Source organism: Flavobacterium oncorhynchi (genome assembly GCF_002217355.1).
Lineage (GTDB): Bacteria > Bacteroidota > Bacteroidia > Flavobacteriales > Flavobacteriaceae > Flavobacterium > Flavobacterium oncorhynchi.
In genome coordinates this window covers 98,273-110,875 of the sequence record NZ_MUHA01000006.1, presented here as the reverse complement: position 1 = coordinate 110,875, position 12,603 = coordinate 98,273, and the positions used below count along the sequence as shown (strand labels likewise).

Genomic DNA, 12,603 nt, shown 5'->3' with positions numbered 1-12,603 from the left:
GGGTTATGAGTTATGAGTTGTGGAAAACAACACATAATTGAATTTTGTTATTGTAATTGACATTCAAATTGATATTGTCATTGCCATTGATTTTTTACCAATAGCTTCCCGCCAGAAACGTAAGTCTGATAAAAGTGATGGCTTTATTTTTGGATAAATCGATTTCCTCGGTTAAGGTTTCGAGCTGATCGTCGCCGTAGAAAACAGCGTACATTCCGTCTTCGAAGGCCACTATGGCATTTTCCTGCGCTTTGGCCAAATCTACTTTGTTGTGGTTGTAAAGTGCGCCAAAACCTACTTTTCCTGTGTCGGTTAGAATGGGAAGGTAATTTTCTTTTGGAAGATGGATTTTGTCTTCGTCCTCAAACTCAAAAGAAGAAGCATGGAATAATTGCACTTGATAATCTACAATCGATTCGATTAGTTTTTGTGTGGAAATGAAAGGATTTTCTATAGCCAGCGCTATATTTTTTCCCTGAAGAAGCGGATGTTTTTTTCCTAATTGTTTAACTGAGATGCTGATATTCATCTTTAATAGGCTTTTATTTCGAGGTGGTAATGTAAGAATTTTAAATCAGTTTATTCTTAAAATAATGTCTTTAAAATGTTAAAAAATCTCAGAATTAAAAGTACGATTTGATACTAAAAAAATACCCTGCAAATTGGTATTTGCAGGGTTTGGGTTTTTATTTGAAACCTGATAGTGCTCATATATCCAATCTTTGCGGGCATGGATTACAAATCTGCACTATCTGGTTTTCTTTTTACATAATAGAAAATTTAGATGCACTAAACCCTCTCTAAAGAAAAAGCTTACTTTTAATTATATACTTTTATCAATACTAAATCCAATTGCTTTAGCATATGAATCTAGATCAATAGATGCTACTGTCCCTATAACTTGCTGTAAATAATGAGTTAATTGAAGAAAAAAAGAAACAAGAGAAACTTCCTTATCACTATATTCGATATCTTTAATTGTTCTATTCATGTAATACTTTTCTATGTTTTCTTGGACATTGTCTATAGAAAGTTCCTGTACCCCTTCATAATCAATATAAAAACTTCCGAATTCTATCGAACATCCCATTTCCATGGTTTTTAATCCTGTTAAGTTCTGTAAATGATTGTTTAGAGTTGTTTGCTTCTTAATACTATTAGTACTTGCTAATATTCCTCCAATAATTTTTGTTAACGGTCTTGGGCTCCAAGGAACTCCTGCATTAATTATTCCAACGGAAGTCCTTTTTAACTCCCTAACACTTTGAATTTTTCTACCTGCGTATTCTATATAGCTAATTGTTTCACTTTTCGATACAGCTACACTACCTTCAAAATCAGGTTTTACTTCAAAAACAGCATAAACTCCTTCTGCAGGAATATAAATAAACCCATTTTGATTAAATACGAAAGGAGTAAAATGTTGATCATAAATTACGACATCTATTTGATGACTAGTATTTCCATTAGAATCAATGACAATAGCTTTATCAACACAATATCTGTTAGGGAGATACTTTCTTAACCAATCAATCCAAACATTTTCTAAAGCATCTCCTACAGAGCCAGGATGACTAATATATTCACGATTGGTGTTTAATTGTGCTACCATTTGATTCTGCAAACCTCCAAATAACTCCTTTAAATTTATTTTACTCATATTTATATAATTTGTTATTAAAGAAAACATTAAAACTATAGTCTTTGATTCCTGTCTTATCAAATCCAATTATCAGTAAAATTGGATTATTAATATTAGAATCTTTATTATTAGCTATTTTTTTTAAAGCATTAAAATCTGTTAAACTATAATTTGAATTTGAGTTGGGATGTGTATGCCACTCTCCTAAATAGTGAATCTTTTCTTCATTAAATACTTTTATAAATTTTTCTTTTAGTTTCTGATCTACAACATGTCTAAATGAAGTTGGAGAATTCTCAAAATTATTAGAAAGAATTTGTTTGACTATTACTGCGTTACTTTTATCTTCAGTATAATATCCCATAAGATATCCTCCTATTTCATTAGGATAAAATTTTAATGCAATTTTTTCAAATTCTTTAATGATTTCATCTTCAAATTCTATTTGTAAACCAGTTTCAGCATTTTTTAATATCACTTCAATCTTTTAAATTAATTTTATAATTACTTTCTTCTGCAACTTGTAATAAAAATGTTTTCAATGCAAGTCCTTTCTTTAATCTATAATCAATGTTACTTAATGCATAATTGACTAAAGCATTGATATTGTGATACGATGCTTTAAACGTAGGATTCCAGCAACCTTGAGGATTGAACATATCAATTAAATCTTGGTTAATTTCTTGAAAAATCTCTGAATTACTGTTATATATATTCTCATTTCCGATTATACATACTAAATCATTAGCATGATTTGATATCGATATACTAACAATTGTTTTATTTTTAATTTCTAGTTGATCTAAAATAATATTAACATCATTACTAGCAGAACAATTAAAAATAAAATCATATTTATCTAAATAATCAGCATAATTCTTTTTTAAATCTGGTAGTGTTTGAAGTGGTAATAATGGTAGATTATAACTTTCTACATTTACAAAAGGAGAAATCGCAATTAGCGAAAATTTTAATTCATCTACCTTTGGTCTCTCTCCATGCATAAAATTATACTTCGCTCTACATATATTTCCAATTTCTTTAATATCGTAATCTAAAATATCGACATACTTGCACCCTCCTCTCACTAAAGATTCAGATAAACTACTACCAACAGCGCCTATTCCTATTATTAATATTTTCTTTTCAGTCAAATTATCATTTAATTTTCCCCTTCCAAAAAACAATTCATAAGAACTGTCTACCGTTTTACACCATGTAATATAATCATCGGAAATTTCATTCTTAAAAATTGGAATGTTATAATAATCAATTTTTAAAGTCTCAAAATGCATTTTTTCATTATCTATTGGATAGCCATACAATAATATCAAGTATTTATTATCTAATAAATGCTTTCTTTCAATATGTCTTTTGGAATCATTTAGAAACTTAAAAAACTCATTCGATAAAATAGTTTTAAAATCAGACCACTTCTCATAAGCAAAATTGCGGTAATAAACTGGTGGTTTTTCTGCAATGTAATACAATCCTTTATTTGCTCCTTTAAACCCGCTATAATATTTACTCCATCCAAAAATAATATTATTTCTTCCAGTTTGACTCTTTAATCCTTGGATCAAAAATGTATTTTTATCATTAAATGTACTATGTTTATTAAAAAACATAAAACCAAAATCCTCTCTAGTGATTGAATTATCAGGATCAGAAAATAAAAAAACTTGATTTGAATCCTGATTTTTATAAAAAAGATATTCAAAGTGCCCGTCATTTAATTCCTTAATATAATATTTATCGACCCACTCCAATAATGCCTTAATATCAAACTCTAATTTATATTCTAAATCTGGATGTGTTGGATTATGAAAACAGACAGATCCATCAAAATTTATATGGGAATATTTTTTTAGATTTTTATTTATAAAACTTATTGACTCTACAGTACCTGATTTTAGAGGATAATTATTTGAAATTTTAACATCAAAAATAATATTAGGTTTCTGTAAACACGAAATCTCAATTTTTCCACTTATGTAACTATCGATGATCTCAAAATTTTTAATTATTTTAAGATCATCAAACTGTTGAAAAATATTTATAATTGCACTTAATCTTTCTTCCATTTATTACCCAAATTGATTACTAGGAGGAATAATAGCTCTAGATGAATCATTAACTCTATAAGATCCCTTAGATTCAGAAGATTGCTCAACAAATTTAAATTTTTCGTTTTCTTTAAAATGATTTTTTAAATTTTCATCATTTAACTCTACTTGATCTAGTAAAAATTTTAGATCGTTTTTTAGTAAAGTTTTTTTATAACTATCCATTGTTTTCGCAATATCATTACTCGAATTACCAGGATCTTTTAAAGAAAAATTATCTTCTTCAATTTCATCTATAATGTATTCCAAGACCGTTTTAAATTTTGACCATAAACTGCCAGAAACAATTTTGTTTTCAAATGCTTTGATTACAATTAATTCAATGAAAAAAGATTTATAATCCTTATAATTTTGGTATTTCCATATTTTAAGAAGTCTAATTATTTGTCTCGCATCACTCTTTCCTTTTATATTCTCTATTTGAGCATGAATGTTAGTTTGGGTATAATTTGAACCATCAACATTTATATTTATATTAAGATAATTATCATTTGGATAATCTCCTTGCTTCAATTCTCTTCCCGGTACTACATCAATTTGCACAACTTCATTATCTTCATCTGCAAAGAATTCAATTCCAATAGAAACTTTTTGTTTTCGTACATAAGCTATCTCTTTATATTCCGTTTGCAAAAAATCAAAAAAGTCATCAAACATTCCTGTTATTGTGGAAAAAGAATTTCTTTTACAAGGAGCAACAATGTCCAAATCAAATTTGGCATTTACAGCAGTATGTTTAGCATAAGATCCTGAATTAAAAGTTGTATAAATATCATCACCAAACTTTTCCTCTAACTTCTCTTTAATCTCTTTTCTTCTTTCTTTAAACTTATCGAATAATGAATCGATATGTTTCATTTTATGTGTTTCTAGCACATTAAATAAATAGTCAGATTTGTCAAATCCCATAATTTTATATATTTAATTTAACTCATTTTAAAATGGTAATGAGTTTTAACCATATCTTTGTTTTTTTTATTTTCCACAATTTATTCAAATCTATTTATAATAAATTTCTTAGTAATATTTTATTCTACAACTAACTTGTAAATCGGTTAAAATGCACTTTTTTCGCATTTTATTCAGTTAAATCCCAAAAAAGCTTTTAGAATTCCTAGTCGTTTCCTCCGCAACTTTATCCAAAGTAATTCCTTTAAACTGTGCAATTGTTCCGGCAACATACGGCAGAAAAGCAGGTTCGCAACGGCGTTCGTGGTATTTCTTCAAGAGGCTGTTCGGGACATTTTTAGGAAGCATAAACGGCGCATCAGTTTCAATCATCATTCGGTCGAGCGGTACGTACTGAATGACTTCTTTTAAATGACTAAAACGTTTGGCATCTGAAATCGCTCCCGTAAAACCCAGATAAAATCCGTTATCGAGATAGGTTTTGGCTTCTTGCAAAGTTCCCGTAAAACAATGCACAACAGCTTTTGGCAATTGCGGTAAATAGTCTTTGGTAATATTCATAAACGAATTAAAAGCGCTTCTTTCGTGCAAAAACAAAGGTTTCTGAACTTCAATCGCCAATTCTAATTGAGCTTTATAACATTCTTCCTGTTTGTTTCGGGGCGAAAAATCACGATCAAAATCGAGTCCGCATTCGCCAACAGAAACGACGTGTTTCAGTTCTAATAATTTCCTGAGTTTCGAAATACTCTGCGCATCAAAACTCTTCGCATCATGCGGATGTATTCCCGCCGTAGCGTAAAGCACGCCCGGATATTGTCTTGCAATCTTCGCAGATTCTTCGCTATTTCGAACATTGGTGCCTGTGAGTATCATTTGTGATACATCGGCGTCAAGCGCGTCTTGTACGACATCGTCTATGTCGTTTTGGAATTGTTTGTTGGTTAGGTTGATTCCTATGTCTATGTAATTCATGTTTTTTAAAGTTACAAAGGCTCAAAGGGACAGAGGGACAAAGGTTTCTTCTCTTTGAGTCTTTTTGTTATTTTATTTTTAAGTTGCAAAGGTTCAAAGGGACAGAGGGACAAAGTTTGTCATTTCGACCGAAGGGAGAAATCGCACTAGAAACTCCGCACAGAATGTCGCCAATCTTTGTCGAATCCCGCGTGTGATTTCTCCTCCGTCGAAATGACATAAAATGAGGATACGTTGTGTTAGACGCACTGCTGTGCGTCTCTACGATTCAATCGGTTAAAAACCTTTGAACCTTTGCCTCTCTGCACCTTTGAACCTCAAAAGAAACTAATCTTCTCTGCTTCCATCATCTGCCATTCTAACCAGTTTCGGTGTAAACTTCGCCACAACATCCACTAAATCCTGTTGTGCTTCCATCACCTGATTGATATCTTTATACACCATTGGGGCTTCGTCAAGTCCTGCTCCGATAAGCGTAACGCCATGATCTTTCAGGATGGATTTCATTTCGGTTTGTGTGATGTTTTTTATGGCTTGGGTTCTGCTCATTTGTCTTCCTGCTCCATGCGACGCCGAATTAATGGCGTTCTCCTCGCCTTTTCCTCTCACCAAAAATCCCGGTGCGGTCATACTTCCCGGAATGATTCCCATAACGCCTTTTCCGGCTGGGGTTGCTCCTTTTCTATGTACGATTACTTCTTCGCCGTTCCAGATTTCTTTCCAGGCGAAATTATGGTGGTTTTCGACTTTGGCTAAAATCGTCGTACCCAAAGTGCGTTCCATTTTGTTATGGATAATCTCGTGGCAAGCCGAAGCGTAATCTCCCGCCAAATTCATCGCCAGCCAGTATTCCTGACCTAATTGCGAATTCATATCTAAATACGCTAAGTTTTTGGCCACTTCTGGAAGTTTACATTCGTCTTTGGCGATTTTCGTATAATGTCCGGCAATTGTGGCTCCCATTCCGCGTGAACCGGAATGCGTTAACAAAGCGACGTATTTTCCTTTTGGGATATTCAAAACTGCATCGTCTTGCGCAAATTCCATGATTCCGAATTCCACAAAGTGATTTCCACCACCCGAAGATCCTAATTGCGACCAGGCTTTATCTTTCAAGTTCTTCACAAACGGATTCATATTGAAAGTCTCATTCTCCAAAACCGCATGATCTGATTTGTACTGACCGTGAAATCCGTGACCTGCTCCAAACTTAGAATGCGCGATTAATTCTCTTTTGAATTTAGCTTCGTTTTCAAAGTAAAAATCTTCTGGAATATCATAAACCGATAACGCCATTCTACATCCAATATCAACTCCAACACCATACGGAATAATGGCATTTTTTGTAGCCAAAACTCCGCCAATTGGCAATCCGTAACCTTGGTGCGCGTCTGGCATTAAAGCGCCCGCAACCGTAACAGGAAGTTTCATGGCAACTTCCATTTGTTTTCTGGCTCCGTCTTCAATATGATCTAATCCGTAAGCCGAATACGCATTCGGATTTTCATTTAAAGCGATGAAATCTTCTGGTTTTTCATTTGATTTTTCGATTAAAGCAACGGCTAATTTGCTGAAGATTTTATCCTCTATATAATTCTCCGGAGTTTCTAAGACGTTTTTGAAATTTGTAATCATTTCGTCTCTTGTGAATCCGTTTCTTTTGCTGTTTATTTTTAAGGCGATTCCGATTATTTTTCCTTCTGGGAATCCTAATTCTAATATATCTGTACCGTTTATTTGTGTTTTCATTTTTTTGTTTTTTAAGGGGCAAAGGTGCAAAGTGCCAAAGGCGCAAAGGTTTTTTTGCCAACCGAAGGCATATTTCTCGCAAAGTCGCTAAGACGCAAAGTTTTTATCTAAAGTGATTAACACGCCGTTTGTCATTTCGAGGAACGAGAAATCTTCGCAAGTAATTCCGCAATCAAAATCGCCAATCTTTGTAGAGCTTCTCGTGGAGATTTCTCGTTCCTCGAAATGACACACTGTGTCTTTAATTTTATTTAATTGATGTTCAACATTCATTTTTTAATTTTAAAAGAGGTAACACTTAGGAATGGTTTAAATTTCTTTGGAACGAAGGAACCATTTCCTGACGACACTCTTTTTTAAGAGCAATATTCTATAAGCGACTTTTAGGATTCGAACCTAATATTATCATGCCACGAAGTAGCGCTTTATAGACGGCATCTAATTTTTTGAAAAAGTAATAATTTATAAGAGTTAATATTCAACCTAAACGAAGTAGCTCTTATACACGACATTTTTCAGTTTTAAAAAGAAGTAAAAAGCAATAAGAGAAACGGGGCTTGTCTTGCCAGAGTCGAACTGGATAACCTTGCTGATTTTACAACTTCGCTATTCCTCCCCAAATTTGAGACGAAGTAACTCTTATTTACGACATTCTTTTTTTATTTTAAAACAAGGCAATAAACGATAAGTGACATATCCTGCTCTAACCACTGAGCTACATTTCTGTAATTAAACAGAATTGGTGGGGATCGAACCCACGTCCCGGGCGTTATCAATACGAAGTAACACTTATCTACGACACTTGTTTTTTATTCTATTTTCAATGAACTTATTTCTTTTACAAATATTCAAATCATACTGCGCAATTATTTGGCGCAGTAGATTCTTTTTTTTACAATTCTATTCGGTTAATGTAATTCAAAGCGCTGTTTTTATCTTCTAAAGCATTCAAAACATCAAACACTTTATCAGACCAACCGGCTATTAAATATACATCGTTTTTTTCGATGTTTATTGGTAACTGACCGTAACCAGCCAAATCAAACAAATACAATTTTGCATTTGGTGCGATTCTTTTGTATCGGTTCCAGGAGTTTGCAAATGAGTCTTTTGTGTAAGCATTATTCCACATTTGAACATCGGTAAACAACATTACTTTGTCTACAATTTCTTTTCGGCTGATCAAATCTTCCAAAACCAAATGACCATTTGTAGCATAACCTACTTCACCTTCACGTTTGTAATATTCGTTCACGTTGGCCAATATGCTTCGTTTTGGCATATTGATTATTTTCCAACGATCACCAAACATACCGCTTACCACATTTTTACAACGGCTTTGCATTAACATACCCAACATCAAACCGATATCATAAAGCAATACTTTACTTTTTGGTGAAATTGGCTGTTGCATTGAACCTGAAACGTCACAAGCAATTACAATTGACGTGTTTACATCAAATCCTTTTATGTTTTGTGAACTAATTGTAACGGCATCTTCCAAAGCATCTAAAACCATTGAAGTTAATTTAAAATTCAAATCTTTCAGTTCACGATAAGCAGATAAAAATCGGAATGGCAATTGTTTTGAGTTTACGACTGCTTTTTCGTTAGAAAGGTAATCGCATACTTTCAACATATGAAAACCTGAAACATTAGCTTCTAAGATATTTCGTAAGTTACGCAACAATGCCATGTAACCTATTTTACCACTGTCGATCAATTCTTCCCATTTTTGAGTGAATGCTTTTTGCTTTTCATTCTCATTATAGAATTTCACCTGACCTAATTGCGACAACTCAGTTTCCCAAGTATATGGCGTTTGCAAAGTGTTACTCGCAACTTTATTAAAGATTGCTTGCTGTGCTTCATCTTTTGCTTTCGGGTGAACCAAAAACAAAGCATCTTTTAATTTAACCACACCATCGCGATTGTATTTTGCCAATTGATATTCATCAAATTTATTGAATGAAACCGCCAAACCTTTTTGTATTTGCTTTGACAAACGGTTTAATTTTTTAACGCCATTTCGTTCGTTTGCCATTTGGTAATACGCTAACAATTCTGTTATCTCATCTGCACGCTGAATTACGTGAATTATCATTTTACTGATTAAAGAATCGCCAGAATAGATCTTAGCCAATTCTACAACCAAAACTAATGGTACAGAACGCATATGCATTTCGTTTCGAGCATAAACGGCAAGTTTTGCTACAAACACTGGATTACATTTTTGAATCAAATTTTTGATGCGTTCCAAACGAGTTGTATCTTTTTCATAAAATGAAGCACTTAAGCTTGTTGTTACAACTGCTGTATATAATTCATATTCCGATGTTAAAGAAAAAGCCGGAGCATTTTCGTGATTAACTATATTGTTTTTCTCTTTTGCTAAAAAATTGAATTTCATAATTTCTGGTTTTTAAAATTAGACAATGATTATTGTTTTATTTCTTGAGCAAAGATTTCGAAACTACTGCGCAATTATTTTGCGCAGTAAAAAAAGAATTTTAAATTTGAGTAAAAAACAACATGAATTTAGGGAAAATCTATTCTGAATTACTTTCGAATATTGGCTTTTCAGCAGATGATATTCAGCAAAACTGGTTGGATTTAGAAAAGGCATATTCCAAAAAATCAAGATATTATCACAATCTCACGCATTTAAAAGAAATGATTGCCAGTTTTGAAACGTATCGTGATAAACTTCAAAATCCTAATGAAGTATTATTTTCAATCTTTTATCATGATTTTGTGTATTCGGCTTCCAAAAAAGATAACGAACTCAAAAGTGCTGAATATGCTTTGGCAATTTTACCTGATAATACCAATCTAAATAAACAAATAGTTTTTGATGCAATCTGTGCAACACAGCAACATCAGCAAAATGAGATTGAAGACATCAATTGGTTAATCGATTTTGATTTGAAAATACTTACTAAAGATTGGGATGATTATAAAATCTACTTCGAACAAATTCGGAAAGAATATCGCATTTATCCTGATTTTCTATACAAACCCGGACGCGCAAAAGCATTGAAGCATTTTCTAGAAAATGAATTTATTTTTCAGACCGAGGAATTTAGGAGTTTGTATGAAGAGAAAGCTCGGGCTAATATTGAAAAAGAAATAAAGTTATTAAGCTAAAAAATTGAATCTCGCAAAGACGCAGAGTTGCAAAGTTTTTATTTAAAGTATTAATTAAACACACAGTTTGTCATTTCGACGAAGAAGATTCGAGCGATAGCAAACTGGCGAAGCAAATCTTCATGCGAAGCTCCATAAAGATTGGACTTTCGTTGCGGAGTTACTTGTGGAGATTTCTCCTTCGTCGAAATGACATAAAATGGGGGAAAATTATTTTAATCCTTTATCCCGATAGCTATCGGGAGTGGCTTAAAAAATAAAAACTTTGCGCCCTTGCGACTTTGCGAGCAAAAAAACACACAAAGCAATGTCACAAAACAAAAACGCCTTAATTCGGTACAAAACCATCGATAAATCTCTGCAAAACCAATATCGCCAATGGACATTAGAAGATTTAATCGAATGCTGTTCTGAAGCATTATTTGAATATGAAGGACGTCAGAACCCAATCAGCAAGCGAACTATTCAGATGGATATTCAATTGATGCGGAGTGAAAAACTGGGGTATAACGCTCCTATTGTCGTTTATGATAAAAAGTATTATAAATATGAAGACGAAGATTTTACCATAACCGATATTCCGCTGACGGAAACCGATATGAATGTTTTAACAGAAACCGTTTCGATGTTAAAACAATTTAAAGATTTCTCCCTTTTTAATGATGTTTCGGATATCTTACAACGTTTAGAAGATAAAATCTATGCCGAAAAATCGCATACAAAACCTGTTATTTATTTAGACAAAAACGAGAGTTTAAAAGGTTTGCACTATTTAGACGAAGTTTATCAGGCGATCATTAAGAAAGTTGTACTTGTGATTACTTACAAATCATTCAAATCAAAAGAAGAGAGTAAATTTCATTTTCATCCCTTTATATTAAAGGAATTCAATAACCGCTGGTTTTTAATAGGAAAGAAAAAAACCTCACAACCAATCACCAATTTGGCTTTGGACAGAATTATTGCAATTGATTACGATTTTAACATTCCTTATTTAGAAGAACATTTTGATGCTGATACTTATTATAAGGATATAATTGGTGTCACTGTAAATTCTGGTTTACAGCCCAGACGCATTGAGCTTTGGATTGACGCAATAAATGCACCTTATGTGTTGACAAAACCTTTGCATTCGTCGCAGCGATTGATTAGGGAAAATGAAGATAAAAGTATTATTGTGCATTTGTTTATTTCACCTAACTATGAAATGGAACGACTTTTATTAGGTTTTGGAGATTCTATAGAAATTTTAAGGCCTGAAAATCTAAGAAATCGCATGAAAACGATTCTAAAAAAGGCAATCTCAAGATATGAAACCGAAAACGGTACTGAATTAAATGCATAATTTTTTACAGAATACAGAATAAAAAACGTTTTAAAAACTAAAAAAAGTTTTTTACAACATAAAAAGTGTTAAAATCTAAAAAAAGAATAGTATATTTCACTATAAATAAACCAGCAAAACCCTCTAAATCAGGGATGTTTTTTAATTAACCAAAAATTTATTAAAAAATTATATGCATGCATAGTATTTTTTAATTATATTTGAAATCGATATAGTTACCTATGAAAGACAAAACAATAGATTATATTTTGAGAGCTACATGGCAGGCTGTTTCAAGAATGTATAATGAAGAGGCTGCAAAGTACGATGCTACAATGGCAACGGGATTTGCTCTTTTAAGCATGGATAAAGAAGAAGGAACCCCGTCAACGGCTCTTGGTCCAAGAATGGGTATGGAAGCAACAAGCTTAACAAGAACCTTAAAATCTATGGAAGAAAAGGGTTTAATTGTTCGCAAGAAAAACCCAAGCGACGGCCGAGGTGTTTTGATTTACCTAACCGAATTTGGAAAAGAAAAAAGAGATTTATCTAAAAATACAGTTCTAAAATTTAATGAAACCGTTAAGAAACATGTTTCGGAAGAAAAGCTGAAACATTTTATCGAAGTCTCTGAAATTATAAATGAACTGATTCACGATAAAAACATATTTAATCAAACAGAAAACACAGAAAAAGAATAGTATTTCTTTTAAGAGATAATTCAGATTCTC

11 protein-coding genes are annotated in these 12,603 nt (G+C 32.5%); 3 read left to right on the top strand and 8 right to left on the bottom strand.

Annotated elements, in window-relative coordinates; translation table 11 throughout:
- Nucleotides 1-94: 94 nt before the first annotated feature.
- From B0A75_RS05035 to B0A75_RS05000, 8 genes are all read right to left on the bottom strand, one after another.
- Nucleotides 95-529: a hypothetical protein gene (locus B0A75_RS05035; RefSeq protein ID WP_089053201.1), complete on the bottom strand. Its 435-nt coding sequence runs from the start codon at nt 527-529 to the stop codon at nt 95-97.
- A gap of 294 nt (nt 530-823) precedes the next feature.
- Nucleotides 824-1,660 carry a DUF6602 domain-containing protein gene (locus tag B0A75_RS05030; RefSeq protein WP_089053279.1) on the bottom strand — a complete coding sequence of 279 codons (837 nt, stop codon included), beginning with the start codon at nt 1,658-1,660 and terminating at the stop codon, nt 824-826.
- Nucleotides 1,653-2,120 (bottom strand): Mov34/MPN/PAD-1 family protein, encoded by a 468-nt coding sequence (locus B0A75_RS05025; RefSeq protein ID WP_165765092.1) that lies wholly within the window; start codon nt 2,118-2,120, stop codon nt 1,653-1,655. Before B0A75_RS05025 ends, B0A75_RS05030 begins: the two co-directional genes overlap by 8 nt.
- 1 nt (nt 2,121) lies before the next feature.
- A complete protein-coding gene (locus B0A75_RS05020) occupies nt 2,122-3,726 on the bottom strand; it encodes a ThiF family adenylyltransferase (protein ID WP_089053199.1) in 1,605 nt (534 codons plus the stop codon).
- Nucleotides 3,727-3,729: 3 nt separating this feature from the next.
- Nucleotides 3,730-4,677: a nucleotidyltransferase family protein gene (locus B0A75_RS05015; RefSeq protein WP_089053198.1), complete on the bottom strand. Its 948-nt coding sequence runs from the start codon at nt 4,675-4,677 to the stop codon at nt 3,730-3,732.
- A 177-nt stretch (nt 4,678-4,854) separates the two neighbouring features.
- The gene (locus tag B0A75_RS05010; RefSeq protein WP_089053197.1) at nt 4,855-5,652 is read right to left on the bottom strand and encodes a TatD family hydrolase; all 798 of its coding nucleotides are present in this window, start codon (nt 5,650-5,652) and stop codon (nt 4,855-4,857) included.
- 327 nt (nt 5,653-5,979) lie between these two features.
- Nucleotides 5,980-7,401 carry an RtcB family protein gene (locus B0A75_RS05005; RefSeq protein WP_089053196.1) on the bottom strand — a complete coding sequence of 474 codons (1,422 nt, stop codon included), beginning with the start codon at nt 7,399-7,401 and terminating at the stop codon, nt 5,980-5,982.
- A gap of 892 nt (nt 7,402-8,293) precedes the next feature.
- Nucleotides 8,294-9,811, bottom strand: coding sequence for a TROVE domain-containing protein (locus B0A75_RS05000; RefSeq protein WP_089053195.1), 1,518 nt, complete (start codon nt 9,809-9,811; stop codon nt 8,294-8,296).
- Nucleotides 9,812-9,933: 122 nt separating this feature from the next.
- On the opposite strand from B0A75_RS05000, the gene B0A75_RS04995 reads away from it, so the two are divergent.
- The 3 genes from B0A75_RS04995 (at nt 9,934) to B0A75_RS04985 (ending at nt 12,573) form a co-directional block, all read left to right on the top strand.
- Nucleotides 9,934-10,548, top strand: a complete 615-nt coding sequence (locus B0A75_RS04995; RefSeq protein WP_089053194.1) for an HD domain-containing protein — start codon at nt 9,934-9,936, stop codon at nt 10,546-10,548.
- 307 nt (nt 10,549-10,855) lie between these two features.
- A complete protein-coding gene (locus B0A75_RS04990) occupies nt 10,856-11,893 on the top strand; it encodes a helix-turn-helix transcriptional regulator (protein ID WP_089053193.1) in 1,038 nt (345 codons plus the stop codon).
- Nucleotides 11,894-12,114: 221 nt separating this feature from the next.
- Nucleotides 12,115-12,573, top strand: coding sequence for a MarR family winged helix-turn-helix transcriptional regulator (locus B0A75_RS04985; RefSeq protein WP_089053192.1), 459 nt, complete (start codon nt 12,115-12,117; stop codon nt 12,571-12,573).
- Nucleotides 12,574-12,603 lie beyond the last annotated feature (30 nt).

What these genes read in the sequence shown, in the direction of transcription:
- B0A75_RS05035 (WP_089053201.1), bottom strand. Translation starts at nt 529, where the DNA reads ATGAATATCAGCATCTCAGTTAAACAATTAGGAAAAAAACATCCGCTT.
- B0A75_RS05020 (WP_089053199.1), bottom strand. Translation starts at nt 3,726, where the DNA reads ATGGAAGAAAGATTAAGTGCAATTATAAATATTTTTCAACAGTTTGAT.
- B0A75_RS05030 (WP_089053279.1), bottom strand. Translation starts at nt 1,660, where the DNA reads ATGAGTAAAATAAATTTAAAGGAGTTATTTGGAGGTTTGCAGAATCAA.
- B0A75_RS05000 (WP_089053195.1), bottom strand. Translation starts at nt 9,811, where the DNA reads ATGAAATTCAATTTTTTAGCAAAAGAGAAAAACAATATAGTTAATCAC.
- B0A75_RS04995 (WP_089053194.1), top strand. Translation starts at nt 9,934, where the DNA reads ATGAATTTAGGGAAAATCTATTCTGAATTACTTTCGAATATTGGCTTT.
- B0A75_RS04990 (WP_089053193.1), top strand. Translation starts at nt 10,856, where the DNA reads ATGTCACAAAACAAAAACGCCTTAATTCGGTACAAAACCATCGATAAA.
- B0A75_RS04985 (WP_089053192.1), top strand. Translation starts at nt 12,115, where the DNA reads ATGAAAGACAAAACAATAGATTATATTTTGAGAGCTACATGGCAGGCT.
- B0A75_RS05010 (WP_089053197.1), bottom strand. Translation starts at nt 5,652, where the DNA reads ATGAATTACATAGACATAGGAATCAACCTAACCAACAAACAATTCCAA.
- B0A75_RS05005 (WP_089053196.1), bottom strand. Translation starts at nt 7,401, where the DNA reads ATGAAAACACAAATAAACGGTACAGATATATTAGAATTAGGATTCCCA.
- B0A75_RS05015 (WP_089053198.1), bottom strand. Translation starts at nt 4,677, where the DNA reads ATGGGATTTGACAAATCTGACTATTTATTTAATGTGCTAGAAACACAT.